The organism is Frateuria aurantia DSM 6220 (assembly GCF_000242255.2).
GTDB classification, from domain to species: Bacteria; Pseudomonadota; Gammaproteobacteria; order Xanthomonadales; family Rhodanobacteraceae; genus Frateuria; species Frateuria aurantia.
In genome coordinates, this window is the sequence record NC_017033.1 from 2,267,481 (window position 1) to 2,286,199 (window position 18,719).

Sequence of the window (18,719 nt, forward strand, 5' to 3'; positions counted from 1 at the left end):
TACGTACTGCCGCGCGGGCACACAGACCGGACAAGCGGCCGGCGGCATATTCATGCCCGCCGCTCAAGGTATCAGACGCCGGCGACGCATGGCGTCCAGATGTGCCAGCAATACCTCGTCCGAGCGCCGGACCATGCCTTGGAATCCGGCCTGCCGCGCCTTGGTGACATCGAAAATCGCATCGGTCTGCACATGGAAGATGAAGTCGCCGAAGCCGCCCGGTCCGAGTCGATGCAGATCCGGCTCGACCAGTGCGTGCCGGACGGCCAGACTTCGCCACTGCGAGGCAAGGGCACGCAGCCGCTGATCCAGCGAGATGGGCTGCGGCTCGCCGATGTCCAGGCCAAACCAGTCCGCCAGCTTCGGCCAGACATGAGCCCAGCGGAAGACATCGCCATTGGTAATATTGAAGGCCCCGTCAGCTCCGGTTTCGACGGCCCATACGGCCGCCTCGCCGAGCACCTCGGCGCCGGTGATATTCACCAGCACATCGCGATAGGCCGCGGCCGGGCCCGGAAACTGCATGGCCGTCCCGGTCGCCTTGCACAAGCTGCCGTAGACACCGATGAGATGGCCGAGATTCATCGCCGAACCCAGGGAATGTCCAATGACGATATCCGGGCGCAGCGCCGTCCAGCGGATGCCCTCGCGCTCAAGTGAACGGGCGAAATCCTCGTGCCGGAAATAGAGATTCGGCGGGAAGTGGCGGCTGTCGTCCTCGCGAGCCGGCGTCTTGTAGACGCCGAGATGGGCACCGTAGACCTTGCCGCCCTGGATAAAGATCAGTCGCTGCAAGGAGGCGCCGGCCTGCAGCAGTGCCTTCACCAGATGCTCCAGCATCGCCGCGTTGAGATCCGCTTCCGCACCCGGGTCGGGATCCGGCTGCAAGGCGGCATAAAACAGGTGACTGACGCGTTTCAAGTCCCGGGCATGGACCTCCAGACTGGCCGGCTCCGCCAGATCCGCCTGCAGATGCCGCACGCCGGCAGGTCCGCGTGCCGCCCGACCCAGCGTCGATACTTCCCAGCCAGCCGCCTGGCAGGCCTGGACTGCCGCCAGCCCGACCACGCCGCTGGCGCCGGCGATCAATACATGCTCGTCGCTCATGATGGCCTCCATCCTGTTTCGCCAAGTATATCGACGCATCTGAACCACCATAAGCGCTTGCAGGCGAAGCTTTCCTCCAGCGGCTCCGGGTCATCGGCAGGCTCGCCCGCCTCGGCCTGCCGATCGATGTCGCCAACCAAGGCAAGCCGGACCAGGACGGCCCGTCATGGGCGAACGACGACCGCTCGGCCGTCATCTTCTCCGACGATGGCCAGAAACTGGCGCACGGTGGGAGTCTCCCTGTCCTGATGCCAGACCAGCCACAACTCGCTGTTGACGGGCGGTTTCAATACGCGCGCCACCACGCTGCGGCTGGCACGCAAGGCGGCATGATCCGGCACGATGCCGATCCCCTCGCCCGAAGCCACCAGACCCAGCACACTGCCCACCGTGGTCACCCGCCAGCTGACCTGCAGTTCGACACCTGACTGCTGCGCCAGCTCGCGAACCATCGGCGTGATGCCGATCGTCTGGTCATCTTCGGCATAGTCCACCAGCACATGCGCGGCCAGCTGGCTAAGGTGGATACCTCGTGATCCCGCCAGAACATGGCCACGCGGCATCACCACCACCAGCTTCTGGCTGGAGTGCACCCGATGACGGAGATAAGCTGGCAGTTTCAACGGCGCGCGCAACAAGACCAGATCCAGATCACCGGCAGCCAGGGCTTCCAGCAGACGACGGCCGCCAGCCTCGCGCAACCTCATGTCCACGCCTGGAAAGCGTTTGCGCATGGCTTTCAACTGGCCGGCCAGCGGACGCACGAACATGGCCGAACCGACATGGCCGATCGCCAGCCGGCCCATCTCGCCCCGGGCGATACGACCGACCCGCTCCAGCATGTCGTGATGGGCCTGCAGCAGAGCCCGTGCCTCGATCAGCAACTGCTGGCCGGCCTCGGTCAGATCGATGGCGCGGCGGCGGCGATGGAACAGCCGAAACCCCAGCGCCTGCTCCAGGCCCTGGATCTGCTCGCTCAGGGATGGCTGGCTGATACCCAGCCGTTCTGCCGCACGCGCCATGTGCATGGTGTCGCAGACGATAGAGAAGGTATGGATCTTTCTCAGAGAAACCGATATCAGCGACGGCCTGTTCATAGGCTGGATCCTATCAATTGACCCGGGTTTCCGCCATCGATTCCGGCAACGGCTGACTGCATAGTGGCTCGGTCACCGACCATCCCCGGCGCCCTCGGCGCCAGCCACCGGGCCATGCCGACACGCTGGGTCCGGGAAGGAGTTCAGCATGAGCACCGCATCCCCCACCCTGCCCGTCACGGATCTGCGCTCGGCCATCGCCCGCCTGCAGACCTTTGCCGACGAATATATCGAAACCGATGTCACCGTCGATCCGGAAGCCGAGCTTTCCGGTGTCTATCGCCACGTGGGGGCCGCCGGCACGGTACAACGGCCCACCCGTCGCGGGCCCGCCATGATGTTCAACAGCATCAAGGGCCACCCGGACTTTCGCGTGCTGATCGGCCTGCTGTGCTCCCGTCAACGGGTGGCACGCCTGCTGGACGTGCCGGCACAGGCACTGGGGCAGCATCTTCTGCAGGCCGTCCAGCACGCCGTAGCGCCCAGGCTGATCGAGGATGCACAACCCGCTTGCCAGCAAGTCGTGCATCGGGCCGAGGATCCGGGCTTCGATCTGCGACGTCTGCTGCCTGCGCCTACCAATACGCCGGAAGATGCCGGTCCGTATTTCACCATGGGCCTGGCCTATGCCGCCGATCCCGAGACCGGTGCGCACGATGTCACGATCCATCGCCTGTGCGTCCAGGGCAAGGACGAGATTTCGATGTATTTTGTCCCCGGCCGTCATCTGGATCAGTTCCGGATCAAGGCCGAACAGGCCGGCAAGGCCTTGCCGATCACCATTTCCATCGGTGTCGATCCGGCGATCGAGATCGCCACCTGCTTCGAACCGCCGACGACTCCGCTGGGCTTCGATGAACTGTCCATTGCCGGAGGCCTGCGCGGCAAGGCCGTGGAACTGGTGAGAGCCGTTTCCGTCGACGCCCGCGCCATCGCCCATGCCGAAGTGGTGATCGAGGGCGAGCTGGTTCCCGACTACCGCGTCAAGGAAGATCAGAACACCGGCACCGGCAAGGCCATGCCCGAATTCCCCGGCTATACCGGCGAGGCCAAGCCGGCCGTGCCGGTCATCAAGGTCAAGGCGGTCCCCCATCGCCATCAACCCATTCTGCAGACCTGCATCGGGTCATCGGATGAACATACCAATCTGGCCGGCATTCCCACCGAGGCCAGCATTCTGGGGATGACCGAAAAGGCCTTGCCCGGATTTGTGCTGAATGTGCATTGCCCTTCACCGGGGACCGGCAAATACATGGCCGTACTGCAGGTCAGGAAACGTTCGGCCAATGACGAAGGACGCCAGCGTCAGGCTGCCTTGCTTGCTTTTGCCGCCTTTTCCGAACTCAAGCATGTCTTTCTGGTGGACGAGGATGTCGATCCCTTCGATCTCTCCGACGTGATCTGGGCGATGACGACCCGCTATCAGGCCGATGTCGATACCATCATGATTCCAGGGGTACGCTGCCACCCGCTGGATCCCTCCCAGGACCCTGCATTCAGCCCCAGCATCCGCGGCCATGGCATCAGCTGCAAGACGATTTACGATTGCACCGTGCCCTTCGACCTGAAAGACCGGTTCCAGCGCTCCCGGTTCATGGATGTGGATGTCGCCCGCTTTGTGCCGGGATTCCGGGACTGATGGCCGACAGTCCGTCCAGACCCAGGGTCATCGTCGGCATCAGTGGGGCCAGCGGGTTCCAGTACGGCGTCAAGGTGCTGCAGTTGCTGCGGGACATGCAGGTGGAGACCCATCTGGTCATGTCGCGCGCCGCCGGCCTGACCCGTCAGCACGAAACCGGCTGGGACCGCGGCAGCGTCGAGGCACTGGCCGATATCTGCCATCCCTCCGGTGCCGTGGACGCCCCCATCGCCAGCGGATCGTTCCTGACCCAGGGCATGATCGTGGCCCCCTGCTCGATGCGGACCCTGGCCGCCATCGCCAACGGCATCAGCGACAGCCTGCTGACCCGGGCCGCCGATGTGTGCCTGAAAGAACGTCGCCGACTGGTCTTGATGGCCAGGGAAACACCCCTGCATCTTGGCCATCTTCGGCATATGGCTGCGGTGACAGAGTATGGCGCCATGGTCTTCCCGCCCGTGCCGGCCATGTATGCCATGCCCGAATCCATCGATGCCATGATCACCCACAGTGCGGCCCGCGCCATCAGCCTGCTGGGTCTGCAGCATCCCGCCATGCCGCGCTGGGGCGGCGACCCGGAACTGCCATCCGGCTGACATCACGAACAGCCACTCACGCTCAATCCGCCCAGGAGTCGATTCGAAGATGCAACCCTTGTTTCTCAATACCATTTTGCTGGGCGGAACCACCGCCGAAAAGATCGAGGCCGCTGCCGCTGCCGGCTTCGACCAGATCGAACTCTGGCGCCAGGATGTCGAGCAGGCCGACGGCGATGCCGCAGCCGTCGCCGGTCGCCTGCAGCAGGCCCGCCTGGGACTGACCGACTACCAGGTCCTGCTGGATTTCGATGGCGCGCCTGACGGCAAACGCGAGGCCAAGCGGGCTGAAGCCATCGCCATGCTCGATACCGCCGTCACCGTGGGTGCCGGGACCCTGCTGGTGCCCGCCTCCACCGACTATGCCTGTCGCCCGGAGCGCGTGGTCGAGGACATGCGCTGGCTGGCCCGCGAGGCCGCGAACCGGGGGCTGAACGTAGCCCATGAAGGAATGGCCTGGAGCACGGTGCATCACAGCCTGCCGGCGGTCTGGCAGGTGGTGCAGGAGGTCGACGAACCCAATCTCGGACTGGTAGTCGATGCCTTCCATATCTTCGTCCGTGACAGCACCGCCGCCGACCTGGACGGCATTCCCCTGGACCGGATCTTCCTGGTCCAGCTTTCGGATCTCAATATCGAAGCCAGTCCGGGCACGGTGGTGGACATCGCCCGCCATCATCGCCTGCTGCCTGGCCAGGGCCATTTCCCCATCCATTCCCTGATGGACAAGTTGCAGGGATATCACGGCCCGATCGGTCTGGAAGTCTTCAATGACGACATGAAGTCACGTCGTCCGGCCGAAGTCGCCGTCGAAGCCATGGCGGCACTCAGAAAAGTGCTGCCACAGGCAGCGGAGGCCACCTGAATCATGGCTGCAGCCATGTCCGCGCCGGCCAGCGGCCAATCACCGGGCCATCCCGTCCTGCTCGGCATGCTCGGCGTCAGTCTGGTCGCCCTGAATCTGCGTACGGCGGTGGTCTCGCTTTCGCCACTGTACGACTTCATGCGCCGGAGCTTTGCCGTCAGCCACTCGGCCCAGGGCATCATGGGCACGCTGCCGGTACTGTGCTTCGCCGCGTTCGGCCTCTTCGGTCCGCGCATCGGCCGGACCATCGGCCTCGAGCGGGGCATGGTGCTGGCCCTGCTGATGATCGCCGCCGGCGAGGTGCTGCGCGCCGCATTCAGCCCATCCATCGGCGTCTTCGGCCTGATCTCGGTGCTGGCCCTGGGTGGCATCGGTCTGGGCAACGTGCTGCTGCCGCCAGCCATCAAGGAGTTGTTTCCCGATCATGTCGGTGCCTTGACCAGCCTGTATCTTGTGCTGGTAGCCGTCAGTGCCGCCGCGCCGCCGATGCTGGCCGTTCCGCTGGCGCATGCCTTCGGCTGGCGGCTCGCGATCGGAAGCTGGGCCTTGCTGGCGATTGTCGCAGCGCTGCCCTGGCTGCTGATTGCGCGCCGCAGCCACACACCACATGAGGCCGGCCCCGCTGCCAGCACCTTGCAAGCCTGCCGCTGGCCAACCGCCTGGGCCATCACCGCCCTGTTTGCTGTCGGAGCCCTGGCCATGTATGCGCTGATTGCCTGGATGCCCCGCCTGCTGACCGAGCAAGCCGGCGTCGATGCCGCCACGGCCGGGACCATGCTGGCCATCTACAATCTGATCGGGTTTCCGCACAGTCTGGTCGTGCCGATGATTCTGGAGAAGGACCGCCATCCGGGCTGGGTCATCCTGTTCGCGACCACCTGTCTGTGCTGCGGCGTGCTCGGCCTCGGCTTTGTGCCGAGCGCATCCTGGCTCTGGATTTTCCCCGCAGGGCTGGGCGCCATGTTCATTCCCATCGGCCTGACCCTGGTCAATCTGCGCAGTCGGACCAAGGAAGGCACGGCGTCGCTGAGCAGCTTCGTGCAAAGCGCCGGCTATCTGATTTCGGCCAGCGGCCCCCTGCTGTTTGGCTGGCTGAACCAGCTCAGCGGCGGTTGGCGAGTGCCCTGCCTGTTTCTTGCCGCCTGCGGCATCGTGGCCGGCGCGGCCGGCATGATCGCCATTCGCCCCGTTTTTATCGAGGATGCAAGGTGAATATCAAGCACCTGGCGCACGATCATCTCCTCGGGATTCCGGTCGAGATGCTCGACTATCTCGAGCAACAACATGTACTGTCGCTTGCCGTCTGCGTGAACCAGCAAGTCTGGGCGGCGTCGGTATTCTATGCACTGGATCGACGCGAAGGCCTCCTGATCTTCCTTACTGATCCCGACACCCGGCATGGCATGGGAGCGGCCCTGCAGCCCCTTGTCGCCGGCACCGTCAGCGATCAATCGCTCGATATCGCCAGCTTGCAGGGCCTGCAGCTGACCGGCATCGCCACCGCCGTGGAAGACGCCGACACCTGCCGGGAGTTGCGGACGATCTATGACCTGCGCTTTCCTTTTGCCGAGGGCAGAACCTCGACCCTGTGGCAGCTTCGGCCGGACTATCTGAAGCTGACCGACAACCGTCGTGGTTTCGGTCACAAGATCGACTGGTCACGACGTCCGCCCGGCAACACTCCGTAGATCAGGCGAGCCGGAAATCACCTTCGCTGCGAACCGCTCACGCCGACATCCTGGCCCGATCCGTGGCCACTGAGCCCCTCACCTGCAGGAGTCATTGATGCCCTCCCCAAGTCCGTCACCCGAGTCCGTACAGACCGGCAAAAGTCTGCCCACCGCTCCGGTTCGTTTCAGACAGGCCACACCGATCGATATCCGCGGATTGCGGATCGGGCACGGCCGTCCAGCCATCATCGTGCCAACGACCGCCGACCATGTCGCCGGCCTGCTGGCCGAAATCGAGCGCATCCGCAACGAACCCGCCGCCGGCATGATCGAGTGGCGGATCGACTACCTGACGGATGCCTGTGATGCTGCAAGCCTGATGCCGCTGTGCGAGAGTGTCCGCCGCCATGCAGGGAACAAGCCTGTACTGCTGACTTTCCGCACCGCGGCCGAAGGTGGCGCCCGCGCCATCAGCGACAAGGAGTACGCCCGGCTGTATCACAGCCTTATCGAGGCCGGCGGCATGGATCTGATCGATATCGAGATGTTCCGCGATGCCGAAACCGTCCGCTCGCTGGTGAGCGCAGCCCATGCACAAGACATCAAGGTGGTGATGTCCAGCCATGATTTCCACAGCACGCCTGCGGCCAACGAAATCGTGAGCAGGCTGCGGGCGCAGGACGCCTGCGGTGCAGATATCCTGAAGATCGCCGTGATGCCGCGACATACCGGTGATGTGCTGGAGCTGTTGCAGGCGGCACGGACCCTCCGCGAGGACTATTCCGACAAGCCCATGCTGCTGATGTCCATGGGTGGACTGGGCGCCATCACTCGCCTGGCCGGCGAGGTCTTCGGCAGCGATCTTAGCTTTGGCTGTCTGGGTGCCGCCTCGGCGCCCGGCCAGATCGAGGTGACATCCATGCACCAGGTCCTGGATATCATCCATCAGTCCATGCAGGGTATCGACTGAGATCCGGACCCTCAGCCCGACGGGAAACAAGGCAGGTCCGAGCGGAGATCCGCCCCGTTCCAGATCGGGGCCGGCAAGACCGAAGCCCCTCCGGACCCGGTCAAGAGTCGAAGGCACCATCCGCAACACGGCCCGCAGCCACCCTTGATGCAGCAGCTCCTGCATCAAGGGGTTCCCGCAGCATATCGATGCGGAACATGTCGTTGCGAAGCAGACCGCGCCGGACAGATTTGCCCTGAATCAGATCATTCAGGGCGGGCTGTTCTAGATCACGCTGAGATCGTGTGCATCACGCCAGGAGGCCTCGGACATCGATGCCCGCCGCTGCCGCTTGGCATAGCCCAGCTCGATCATTCTGGACACCAGCCGTTCGATCTCCACCGGCTTTGAGAACAGATAGCCCTGGAATTTCTGCATGCCCATCGCCCGCAATTCGATGAACTGGTCGCGGTCCTCGACACCTTCGGCAATCAGCGATACGCCCATCAGGCGGCAGTAATAGACAATGGTCTTGATCAGGGCAAAGTCCTTGACGCTGGTGCGGTAGGAAGTGCAGATGCTCATGTCGAGCTTGATGGCACGCAGATCAAAATGGCGAATCGGAAAGGTGGTGCTGTAGACCGAGAGAAAATCATCCAGGGTGAACTCGTAGCCCAGTCTGGAAATTTTCCGCGTCGCCAGCTCCAGCCGCTCATTGGTCGCGAAATCGATGCTTTCCGAGATCTCGAAAACGATGGCGCAGCGCGAACGGATCAGCGTCCTGGCCCGTGCCTTCAACAAGGGGAACACGGCAGGGTTCAGCAGGTCATGCTCGCTGATGTTGATGGCAATCGTCACGTCCCGGATACCCATGTGGATGATCCGCTCCGCCGCATCCAGCGAGGCCTGCAGAATGGCGAAATAGGAATCCCGTTCACGGATGTTTTTCATGAACCGTCCGGCAGCCACCACCCCCAGCCCGGGATAATTCAGCCGCAACAGCAGCTCGATGCCGGCCACCAAGCCATCAGCCCCCACGACCGGCTGGGCCACATTGAAAACCTGCCCCGCCTGGAAGCACGCCATCAGATCCTCATCGGAAAACCAGCTCTCGATCTGGTCCAGCGGCCGCACCTTGTCCACTACCTTGAGCATTGTCATCACACCCCGCCTCCCGGCGGCCTCCACTGCAAGCCATTGACCATCGCGGCAGTAGTCGGCGGCAGACCGCCCCTGTCGAGACTCCCCTCAGAACTCATCGAACGCGAGGGACATGTGGCAGGCCGCAGGTCGTGGAGACCCGGTTGCGGCGTTCAACCCTGATCCATCTCAATGCGATGTACTTCACCATCCGCCGTGCGGAACCGGCTTTGACCTTTTCAACCAAGGCGGTTTGGAGGCAGTATAGTCCGGATATACTGAATGACGACACAAGATAAACGTGACGCACATCACGAATATGCCGTCGCCGAAGGGTTTGTCTGCCGCGGCTGCATCATGTGCAGGGCGATCATCGAAGCAAGGGTCCGCATGGCGACCGATGGCAGACCGCAATGGCCTCCGCCGACTCGACCAAGGCTTCGGCCGCCTTGTGGCAAGCCGGGGTCTGGCCAGCTGCCTCACGGATCGGAGCGGTGACGGCAAAGCCATCCGGTCTGCCATGCCAGCCCGCACGCATCGAACCCGCGACCGATGCCACGGCCGCCCCATGTGCACCGGTGCCGCCTCATGCAGCGACGCCATTCCAAACGTACCAAGCCGCCCACCTGGCCGCCTCGGAAAGCATCGCTCCGGCGCGGCGATCCGCCATACGCCGGATGCCTGGCCCGGCTCCGGACACGAAAACGCCGACCGCAAGGGTCGGCGTTTTCGCACATCTGCCGTCGCCAGACGACAGCCTGCCGAAATTACTCGGCAGCGGCAGCAGCGGCAGCAGCCTTGGCCGAAGCCTTGGCAGCCGCGGCAGCGGCGATGTCTTCCTTGATGCGAGCCGCCTTGCCTTCCAGGCCACGCAGATAGTACAGCTTGGCGCCGCGGACCTTGCCCTTGCGCTTCACTTCCACCGAGTCGATGGCAAAGCTGTTGGACTGGAACACGCGCTCAACGCCGGTACCGTGGGAAATCTTGCGGACCGTAAAGGCCGAATGCAGACCGCGGTTGCGCTTGGCAATCACGACGCCTTCGAAGGCCTGCACGCGTTCGCGATTGCCTTCCTTCACTTTCACATTGACCACCACGGTATCGCCAGGGCCGAAATCCGGCAGCTGGCGGGTGATCTGCTCGGCTTCGAACTGTTCGATAATCTTGTTCATGGCACACCCGTCAATTTTTAAGTGCTGCGACCTGCAGGGCCTCAGCGTGTAGCCGCGTACTCGCGGCGGAATTCATCCAGCAACGCTCTGGATTCTTTGTCCAGGGAACGTCGCGCCAAAAGGTCCGGTCGCCGCAGCCAGGTCCGTCCCAGAGCCTGCTTGAGGCGCCAACGGCGAATCGCCGCATGGTCGCCCGACAGCAACACCGCCGGTACGTCTCCGAATGCGTCCTGCACCGGCCGACTATAGTGGGGACAATCGAGCAGGCCATCCGAAAACGAGTCCTGCTGTGCCGACTGGGCATCGTTCAACGCCCCATCCTGAAGTCTGCCTATCGCGTCGATCATGACCGCGGCAGCCAGTTCGCCTCCGGAGAGCACATAGTCGCCGATGGAGATTTCCTCGTCGACCTCGTGCGTCAGCAAACGCTCATCCACACCTTCATAACGCCCGCACAACAAGGTCAATCGCGGCATCGCTGCCAGACGGGAAACCCTGTCCTGCGTCAGACGTGCGCCCTGCGGACTCAGATAGACCACATGCGCAGGCCCAGCTTCAACCTCTCGTACGGCCTGCAAGGTCCGCCGCAACGGCTCGATCAGCAGCACCATGCCGGGACCGCCCCCGAAGGTGCGGTGATCCACGGTACGGTGAGGATCGTCGGTAAAATCGCGCGGATTCCAGGTTTCCACCTGCAGCAGCTTGCGCTGCTGGGCCCGCCCGACCACACCTACTGCGGCCGACTGGCGCACGAAGTCAGGGAACAACGTTATGACATCAATGCGCATTCACAGTCCTCGGAACCTGAACAACGACGCCCGCAGGCTTCAGAATTCAGGATCCCAATCCACCACCATGCGCCCGCCAGACAAATCCACCGAACGCACATACTCGCCCTGGACGAAGGGAATCAGCCGCTCACGCGTGCCGTCCTTCACGACCACCACATCATTGGCACCGGTGCCGAACAGGTGACTGACCCGTCCCAAACCGATTCCATCGATGGTCACGACCTCAAGTCCTTCAAGGTCAACCCAGTAATACTCATCTTTGCCGGGTGGGGGCAGCGCCGAGCGGTCCACGAAAATATCAAGTCCCACCAGCGCTTCCGCCTGATCCCGATCGTCGATACCAGAAACCTTGGCCACCAGGCCCTTGCCCTGGGCGCGCCCGACAGCACCTGTCACTGCGCGCTCCGCCTTGCCTTCGGCATTCAGCCACCAGCTGGCGTACTCGAAAATGCGGGTCCGGGGGTCAGTCCATGACTCGATCTTGAGCCAGCCCTGCACACCGTACAACCCGACGATGCGCCCGACGAGGACGCGTCGTCCGGCTTCACTCATCAGGCAGCCTGCTTGCCGGCTTCCTTCACCAGAGCCGCGACCTTGTCGGTCAGCTGCGCGCCCTTGCCAACCCATTCCTTGACGCGGTCGACGTTCAGTTCTAGACGCTTGTCGTTGCCCGAGGCCACCGGGTTGTAATAACCCAGGTTCTCGATGCTGCGGCCGTCGCGCTTGTTGCGCTGATCGGTCACGACCACGTGATAGAACGGACGACCCTTGGCGCCGCCGCGCGAAAGACGAATCTTAACCATATCGAAAAACTCCAGAATTGCCGTATCAGCGGCAGCCGCACGGACACCGTGCGCGGTAAATCCGGCATTTTAGCTGAATGACGAAAAAAAGAAAGAGGCCAAGCTGAATATTCAGGGCCGGATCCACACCGCCGCACCCTCCGGGCTCCGGAGCGGTGCGTCAGCCATAACCACATGAACTCTGGCTATTTCAGTGCCGGAAGATCGCGTGACTATGGTGGGTGACCATGAGTTTAGCACGCCACTCCCGATTGGCACTGGTTTTGGCAACGTTTGCTTGCCTCGTCAACGCCTGCAGCCAGCAGCATGACATGACCCCGCCTGCGTCGGCTGATACCGGGGCCGTGACGGTCGGCTATCAGACCTTGATCGATCCGGGCAAGGTGCCTCAGGCCGATGCCCGGCTGCGCCAGGCGCTGGGCGGCCAGGTGCAGTGGCAGCTGTTCAGCAGCGGCCCGGCCGTGGTGGCGGCCCTGGCGTCCGGTGCGATCCAGATCGGCCATATCGGCTCGGTGCCGCTGGCCACCGCCCTGTCCCGTCATCTGCCGATCATCGTCTTCATGATCTCCTCGCAGACCCGGGGGGCCGAGGCGCTGGTGGTGCGGCCATCCATCACGGCGCCCGATCAGCTGAAAGGACGTCTGATCGCAACCCCCTTCGGCAGTACGGCACATTACAGCCTGTTGAACGCCTTGCTGCATTGGGGCATTCCCGCCAACCAGGTCCGGCTGGTGAATCTCAATCCGGGGGATATCGCGGCCGCCTGGCGGCGAGGCGATATCGATGGCGCCTATGTCTGGTCACCGGCACTGAGTCTGCTGCAGCAAAATGGGCGGACCCTCGCCGATTCCAGCCAGGTCGCCCGCTGGGGCGCACCGACTTTCAATGTCTGGGTCGTCCGCACCGAATACGCCAGGGACCACCCCGCCTCCCTGCGCCGTTTTGTCGAGGTGCTCCAACAGGACTATGTAGCCTACAACCGCAACCCGCCAGGTTGGGCACGCGCCCATGCGGAGCAGATCAGCCGGCTGACCGGCGTGCCGGCCACCGAGGTACCCGCCATGCTGGCGGGCTCCATCTATCCGGAGCTTCGGCAGCAGGCTTCGAAGGCGTTGCTTGCCGGCGGCGCCGCGTCGCAGACGGCGGCCACCGCCCGCTTTCTGCAGCAGCAGAACGTGATCCAGAACACCCTGACGGATTACCGCCCCGGCTTCAGTGCGGCCTATCTCGGCAATGCCTCCGCCCCGGCGTCCGGCGCCGTCGAATCTCCAGCCTCCCGTCCGGAATCACCATGAGTCAATTGACTGCGCGAGATCTGCATCTTGCCTACGGCCCCGCGGCACAGCGGCAACCGGTGCTGCAGAATCTGGACCTGAGCCTGGGGCCCGACGAGATCCTGGTGCTGCTGGGCCCGTCAGGCTGTGGCAAGACCAGCCTGCTGCACGTGCTGGCCGGGCTGCAGGCACCGGATGCTGGCGAGATCCGTATCGATGGACAAGCAACGACCACGTCGGACGGGCGTCGTGGCGTGGTGTTCCAGGAACATGCCCTGCTGCCATGGCTGAATGCCGCCGACAACCTGACCCTGGGCCTGCGCCTGCGCGGTCTGGGCCGCCACCAACGACGCCAGGCCGCTGAAGACTGGCTGGCCAGGATCGGCATGGCCGACCTGGGGCGCCGCCGGATCGACGCACTTTCCGGCGGCCAGCGACAACGCCTGGGCCTGGCTCGTGCACTGGCCACGGAGCCCGATTTCCTGCTGCTGGACGAACCCTTCGCCGCACTGGATGCCATCACCCGCGAGCGCATGCAGGTCTTGCTGCTGGATCTGGCCCGTCGCAGCCATCAAGGGCTGCTGCTGATCACCCACAGTGTGGAAGAGGCCTTGTTCCTGGCCAGCGAGCTCTGGCTGCTGGAAGGCCCTCCGCTGCTGGTCCGGCGGCGAATGAGCCTGGATTTCTCGCAGCGCCACGTGGCAGGCGAGCCGGTTCGTGACATCGTCACCGATCCCCGGTTCCAGGCCCTGAGCCAGGAATTGCTGCAAGCCATGCCCGCCCCGTCAGGTCGCTCCTCCGGCAGGGCCGCATGATCCGCGACTCAGCCACCTTGTCGCCCGCCGCTTCAGCGCCCTCCCATCGACGTCTGGGCGCCGCCGGCCTGCTCGGTCTGCTGCTGACCTGGTGGCTCATCACGGCCGCCGGCTGGGTCGAGCCCTTGTTCCTGCCTTCGCCCGGACAGGTGCTCGCCGCCCTGTGGCGGCTGCACAGGCAAGGGTATATGGGCAGCAGTCTGGGCAGCCATGTACTGGCCAGCCTGCAGCGGCTCCTGGCCGCCCTGCTCGCCAGCCTGGCCAGCGCCCTGACCCTGGGTCTGGCCATGGGGCTGCTGCCACGACTGCGAGCCGTGATCGACCCCTGGGTAGAACTGGTGCGCCCCCTGCCGCCGCTGGCCTACCTGCCATTGATCGTGATCTGGTTCGGCATCGGCGAGCCGGCCAAGATCCTGCTGATCTATCTTTCGATGTTTCCGCCCCTGCTGGTCGCCACCATCAGCGGCGTCACCCGGATCGAGCCGGCCCGTTTGCAAGCGGTACGCAGCCTGGGGGCCAACCGCTGGCAGCTGATCCGCTGGGTCATCCTGCCTGGCGCTGCACCCCCGTTGCTGACCGGGCTGCGGATCTCGCTGGGCATCGGCTGGTCCTGCCTTGTCGCTGCCGAGCTGGTCGCCACCAGTCGCGGCCTGGGCTTCATGATCCAGTCTGCGGCCCAGTTTCTGGCCACCGACATCGTACTGGCCGGCATCGTGCTGATCGCCGTATTTGCCCTGGGCGGTGAATGGGGGCTGCGCTGGCTGCAGCACCGCTATATCCACTGGAACTGAATCACCGTTGCCAACCCCTTCATGCCCCGTCATGCGCAAGGAAGCCGCCCGTGAGCTACGACATTTCCCTGTTGAGTCCCACCCTCGGCGCCGTGATCACGGGCCTCGATCTGGGTGCAGAACTTGACGGCATCCCTCTGGGCCGGATCCAGGCCGATCTCGACCGGCATCGCGTGCTGTTTTTCCGGGAGCAGTCATTGACGCCGACGAAGCAACGCGATCTGGCCGCCGCCTTCGGCCCTTTGCACCGGCACCCCATCTATCCGCACAGCGAAGGCCTGCCGGAGGTGCTGGTGCTGGATACCCTGCAGGATGATCTGCGCGACAACGCCGTCTGGCACAGCGACGTCAGCTTTCTGCCCGCACCCGCCGCCATGGCCGTGCTCCATGCCGACATCGTGCCTGACGTGGGTGGCGATACCCTGTGGTCCTGCCAGCATGCCGCCTGGCAAGCACTGTCTGCACCGTTGCAGCGATGGCTGGGCGGATTGCAGGCCATCCATCGTCTGGACCAGTCCTTCCCGCCCCAGCGCTTTGGCGATACCCCGGAACGCCGGGCTCGCCGCGAAAAAGCCCTGGCCCAGCACCCGCCCGTCAGCCATCCCGTCGTGCGCCGACATCCGCGCACCGGCGAGGCCTCGCTTTATGTCAACGAAGGCTTTACTGCCGAAATCGAAGGCTTGGCGCCCGCAGAAAGCCGGGCCTTGCTGCAACTCCTGTTCCAGCACAGCCAGCGGCCCGAATTCCAGATCCGCTGGTCATGGCGACCCGGCGATGTCGCGATCTGGGACAACCGCAACACCTTGCACTACGCCTGCGATGATTATCGGCCGCAACATCGACGGATGCGGCGCGCCACCATCCTGGGGGAACCGCCGCTGGCCATGGCCTCGCAAGACCGGGCACGCTCGGCAACACCGGCCTGACCCGCATGGTGCACTCGCCGGACCCGCCACCCACGCAGTCACCCGTCGCGCCGGACCCCCGATGCCGACTTTCCAGTTGCCTGGCATTGAAACGACAAGACCCCGCCGAGGCGGGGCCTTGTCTGCAGCTTGCCTGACCGTGAACCGGTCCCGACGGTGAACTCGACCGGCCATGTCGCCACAGCCGAGCGAGGCCGGACTCAGCCGCCCATCGGCGGGAAGCCGCCACCCATGCCGCCCATGCCCTTCATGGCGCCGCGCATCTGCCGCAGCAAGCCCTTGCTGCCGCCCTTGGACAGCTTGCTCATCATCTTTTCCATCTGCATGTACTGCTTCAGCAGACGATTCACGTCGGCCGGCAAGGTCCCGGAGCCGCGTGCGACACGGGCACGACGCGAGCCGTTCAGCAGATCGGGATGGCGGCGCTCCTTCTTGGTCATCGAACCGATGATGGCCACCATCTTGTGGATTTCCTTGTCATTGACCTTGGACTTGACGTTGTCCGGCAGGCTGGCCATGCCAGGCAGCTTGTCCATCAGTCCGGCCAGGCCACCCATCTGGGTCATCTGCTGCAGCTGGTCACGCATGTCGTTCAGGTCAAAGCGCTTGCCCTTGATGACCTTCTCGGCCAGCTTCTGGGCCTTCTCGTGATCGACCTTGCGCTCGACTTCCTCGACCAGCGACAGCACATCGCCCATGCCCAGAATCCGCTGGGCGACACGATCGGGGTGGAACGGCTCCAGCGCATCGGTCTTCTCGCCGGCACCCAGAAACTTGATCGGCCGGCCGGTGATATAGCGCACCGACAAGGCGGCACCGCCACGGGCATCGCCATCCGTCTTGGTCAGCACCACGCCGGTCAGCGACAGCGCATCGGAAAATGCCTTGGCGGTGGTGGCGGCATCCTGGCCGGTCATCGAATCGACCACGAACAGGGTTTCCACCGGATTGATCGCGGCATGAATGGCCTTGATCTCGGCCATCATCGCCTCGTCGACATGCAGACGGCCGGCCGTATCGACCAGCAGCACATCGGCGACTTCGCGCCTGGCGGCCTGAACGGCGGCCTTGGCAATCTCGACCGGATCCTGTCCCGCCTCGGAGGGGAAGAAGCTCACCTTCACCTGTTCGGCCAAGGTCTGCAGCTGGGCAATTGCGGCCGGGCGATACACGTCGCAGCTGACCACCATCACCTTCTTGTGCTTGCGCTCGGTCAGGAAGCGGGCCAGTTTGGCCACCGTGGTGGTCTTGCCCGCACCCTGCAGGCCGGCCATCAACACCACGACCGGCGGCGCGGCGGCCAGATTCAGCTCGGTATTGGCCGTACCCATCACCGCCGTCAGCTCGTCGCTGACCACCTTGACCAGGGCCTGGCCCGGGCTGAGGCTCTTGATCACATCCTGGCCCACGGCCCGGACCTTGACCCGCTGGATCAGGGCCTGCACCACCGGCAGAGCCACATCGGCCTCCAGCAGGGCGATCCGTACTTCGCGCAGGCTTTCGCGGATATTTTCTTCGGTCAGGCGGCCGCGGCCGCGCAGGCGGTCAACAGTGGCGGACAGGCGCTGGCTCAATGATTCAAACATAGCGGATCGGGTTCATCGTACGGGAAACTCCAAGTATATCAGTCGCCAGCGTTTCGCGTGTTCTCGCTCGCCGCCGGAACAGGCCCCGGCGGATGGGCCATGTACGATGTACGTGATCAGCCGGAGAGGGCCTGGCCGTTGCCGGAAGTTGATGAACACGATACGGACCAGGACGGAATCTCCAGTGCCGTCGTTCCCTTGGGCCGCAGCAGGATCGCCTTTGCCATCAACCCGTATCAGGGCCGGCCGCCAGTCGACAGCTTGCGACGGCCATGCCGGCGGGGCCGCATATCCCTTGCTTTCGCGCAAGCACCACGACGGAGGCTTTGGCCGTTCGCGTCAACCGTGGGCCCGGCAACAGACGCTCAATCATGCGCTGATCACATGAAGATCACGCGCCTTGGCCCTCAGGTCAAACAGGCTCGGTCCTGCCTGCCCGGCAGCGTCGAAGGCCCCGCAATCCATCCGATACGGGATAGCCATACTCCGTGATCGTCGCCCCAAGCCAGGCCGCTGCCATCCATCATTACTGGCGCACATCCACGATGTCCTGGCCGGCTGATGCACGCCTGAAACCTCTTGCCTGCGGTGCACCGATGCAAAATCCGCTTTCGCCCCAACGCAACAGGCCCGGGATTGCCACGACGATAGCCCGGGCTTTCGCCGCCTCCGGGAAAAGCCTGGGCCTGTCCGCCAGATACGCGGCATCGCGTCACTATCTGATGTTTCTGGGCTTGATCGTGGCCGCCAACTGGCTGCTCGATCGCGTCTTTGATCATTTCCATTTCAATGACCGGAGCGGCTTTGTCGGCAGCTTTTTTACCATTGCCTGCGGGGCCATGTATTTCCGTCCCGGATGCAAGCCGGCAAGACCGCTGACATGCCTGGTCCAGCTAACCCTGGCGGCCCTGCTGGCCAATCTGATCGACTACGCCTCCATCTATGCCGTCTACATGATCAAGCTCTACCACATCAAGATGACGCTTGCCCCGCAGGTACTGCAATTGCTCCCCGCCACCCGGGATATCACCTATGCCGCCTTGTCCGAAGCCATGGGCGGAGGGCCGATCCGCTTCCTGATCATGGCCTGCCTTTCCGCGCCCTTGTGGGAGGAATTGATCCGAGGCCTGGTCTACAAGGCCGCCCAGCCCTGGATGGCACCCGGCATGGCCTTCGGCCTGGCGCTGCTGCCGTCGCTTCTGACCCATGTCCGGCTCCCCTGCTTCACCATCGGCTTTCATATGGCCATGGGATATCTGCTGATGTGGAATTACTCCTGGCTTGAAAGAGCCGTCATCCACTCCCTGTGCAATCTCCTCAGCATCGCGAATCTGCTCTGGCTTGGTCTGCTTGCCGTCGATGTCGATTTCCATCTGAGTCTGCCCCGTTTCTTATCCGCCGTGGCCGTTCTGGTACTCAGCTGCATCGCACTTGCCCGCCTGGCTAGGCGCAAACCCTTCCGGAGGATCATGATTTGAACGGCCAAACAGGAGCCATC

19 protein-coding genes are annotated in these 18,719 nt (G+C 63.9%); 11 read left to right on the forward strand and 8 right to left on the reverse strand.

Annotation, left to right across the window (positions count from 1 at the left end):
- Positions 1-63: 63 nt before the first annotated feature.
- Positions 64-1,107, reverse strand: coding sequence for an SDR family oxidoreductase (locus tag FRAAU_RS10590; RefSeq protein WP_014403524.1), 1,044 nt, complete (start codon positions 1,105-1,107; stop codon positions 64-66).
- A gap of 164 nt (positions 1,108-1,271) precedes the next feature.
- Positions 1,272-2,204 carry a LysR substrate-binding domain-containing protein gene (locus FRAAU_RS10595; RefSeq protein ID WP_014403525.1) on the reverse strand — a complete coding sequence of 311 codons (933 nt, stop codon included), beginning with the start codon at positions 2,202-2,204 and terminating at the stop codon, positions 1,272-1,274.
- A 148-nt stretch (positions 2,205-2,352) separates the two neighbouring features.
- Between FRAAU_RS10595 and FRAAU_RS10600 the strand changes: the two genes are divergently transcribed.
- The 6 genes from FRAAU_RS10600 (at position 2,353) to aroD (ending at position 7,944) form a co-directional block, all read left to right on the forward strand.
- Positions 2,353-3,843 (forward strand): UbiD family decarboxylase, encoded by a 1,491-nt coding sequence (locus tag FRAAU_RS10600; protein WP_014403526.1) that lies wholly within the window; start codon positions 2,353-2,355, stop codon positions 3,841-3,843.
- Positions 3,843-4,439 carry a UbiX family flavin prenyltransferase gene (locus FRAAU_RS10605; protein ID WP_014403527.1) on the forward strand — a complete coding sequence of 199 codons (597 nt, stop codon included), beginning with the start codon at positions 3,843-3,845 and terminating at the stop codon, positions 4,437-4,439. The genes FRAAU_RS10600 and FRAAU_RS10605 overlap by 1 nt, the downstream gene beginning before the upstream one ends.
- Positions 4,440-4,488: 49 nt before the next feature.
- Entirely contained in the window at positions 4,489-5,304 is an 816-nt protein-coding gene (locus FRAAU_RS10610) for a sugar phosphate isomerase/epimerase family protein (protein ID WP_014403528.1), read from the forward strand.
- Positions 5,305-5,307: 3 nt separating this feature from the next.
- Positions 5,308-6,516: an MFS transporter gene (locus tag FRAAU_RS10615; protein ID WP_014403529.1), complete on the forward strand. Its 1,209-nt coding sequence runs from the start codon at positions 5,308-5,310 to the stop codon at positions 6,514-6,516.
- Entirely contained in the window at positions 6,513-6,992 is a 480-nt protein-coding gene (locus FRAAU_RS10620) for a PNPOx family protein (protein ID WP_014403530.1), read from the forward strand. The genes FRAAU_RS10615 and FRAAU_RS10620 overlap by 4 nt, the downstream gene beginning before the upstream one ends.
- Before the next feature lie 97 nt (positions 6,993-7,089).
- A complete protein-coding gene (gene aroD, locus FRAAU_RS10625; protein ID WP_014403531.1) occupies positions 7,090-7,944 on the forward strand; it encodes a type I 3-dehydroquinate dehydratase in 855 nt (284 codons plus the stop codon).
- Positions 7,945-8,208: 264 nt separating this feature from the next.
- Here aroD and FRAAU_RS16555 read toward each other — a convergent pair whose 3' ends face one another.
- The 5 genes from FRAAU_RS16555 to rpsP form a co-directional block, all read right to left on the reverse strand.
- A complete protein-coding gene (locus FRAAU_RS16555) occupies positions 8,209-9,084 on the reverse strand; it encodes an EAL domain-containing protein (RefSeq protein ID WP_014403532.1) in 876 nt (291 codons plus the stop codon).
- A gap of 746 nt (positions 9,085-9,830) precedes the next feature.
- Positions 9,831-10,235 carry a 50S ribosomal protein L19 gene (gene rplS / locus FRAAU_RS10640; RefSeq protein WP_014403533.1) on the reverse strand — a complete coding sequence of 135 codons (405 nt, stop codon included), beginning with the start codon at positions 10,233-10,235 and terminating at the stop codon, positions 9,831-9,833.
- Positions 10,236-10,276: 41 nt separating this feature from the next.
- Positions 10,277-11,023 (reverse strand): tRNA (guanosine(37)-N1)-methyltransferase TrmD, encoded by a 747-nt coding sequence (gene trmD / locus FRAAU_RS10645; RefSeq protein WP_014403534.1) that lies wholly within the window; start codon positions 11,021-11,023, stop codon positions 10,277-10,279.
- A 39-nt stretch (positions 11,024-11,062) separates the two neighbouring features.
- Positions 11,063-11,578, reverse strand: a complete 516-nt coding sequence (rimM, locus tag FRAAU_RS10650; RefSeq protein WP_014403535.1) for a ribosome maturation factor RimM — start codon at positions 11,576-11,578, stop codon at positions 11,063-11,065.
- A complete protein-coding gene (gene rpsP, locus FRAAU_RS10655) occupies positions 11,578-11,829 on the reverse strand; it encodes a 30S ribosomal protein S16 (RefSeq protein ID WP_014403536.1) in 252 nt (83 codons plus the stop codon). Before rpsP ends, rimM begins: the two co-directional genes overlap by 1 nt.
- A gap of 311 nt (positions 11,830-12,140) precedes the next feature.
- Between rpsP and tauA the strand changes: the two genes are divergently transcribed.
- From tauA to tauD, 4 genes are read left to right on the forward strand one after another with little or no spacing between them, the layout of a single operon-like run.
- The gene (tauA, locus tag FRAAU_RS10660; RefSeq protein WP_169314760.1) at positions 12,141-13,124 is read left to right on the forward strand and encodes a taurine ABC transporter substrate-binding protein; all 984 of its coding nucleotides are present in this window, start codon (positions 12,141-12,143) and stop codon (positions 13,122-13,124) included.
- On the forward strand, positions 13,121-13,918 hold the full coding sequence (locus FRAAU_RS10665; RefSeq protein ID WP_014403538.1) for a taurine ABC transporter ATP-binding protein: 798 nt from the start codon (positions 13,121-13,123) through the stop codon (positions 13,916-13,918). The genes tauA and FRAAU_RS10665 overlap by 4 nt, the downstream gene beginning before the upstream one ends.
- On the forward strand, positions 13,915-14,709 hold the full coding sequence (locus FRAAU_RS10670; RefSeq protein WP_014403539.1) for an ABC transporter permease subunit: 795 nt from the start codon (positions 13,915-13,917) through the stop codon (positions 14,707-14,709). The genes FRAAU_RS10665 and FRAAU_RS10670 overlap by 4 nt, the downstream gene beginning before the upstream one ends.
- A 50-nt stretch (positions 14,710-14,759) precedes the next feature.
- Complete coding sequence (gene tauD, locus FRAAU_RS10675) at positions 14,760-15,635, forward strand: taurine dioxygenase (RefSeq protein ID WP_014403540.1); 876 nt, start codon at positions 14,760-14,762, stop codon at positions 15,633-15,635.
- Between the two features lie 200 nt (positions 15,636-15,835).
- On the opposite strand, the gene ffh is transcribed toward tauD, so the two are convergent.
- Positions 15,836-17,221 carry a signal recognition particle protein gene (ffh, locus tag FRAAU_RS10680; RefSeq protein WP_014403541.1) on the reverse strand — a complete coding sequence of 462 codons (1,386 nt, stop codon included), beginning with the start codon at positions 17,219-17,221 and terminating at the stop codon, positions 15,836-15,838.
- A gap of 596 nt (positions 17,222-17,817) precedes the next feature.
- Between ffh and FRAAU_RS10685 the strand changes: the two genes are divergently transcribed.
- Positions 17,818-18,699 carry a CPBP family glutamic-type intramembrane protease gene (locus FRAAU_RS10685; protein ID WP_014403542.1) on the forward strand — a complete coding sequence of 294 codons (882 nt, stop codon included), beginning with the start codon at positions 17,818-17,820 and terminating at the stop codon, positions 18,697-18,699.
- The last annotated feature ends 20 nt before the right edge of the window (positions 18,700-18,719 follow it).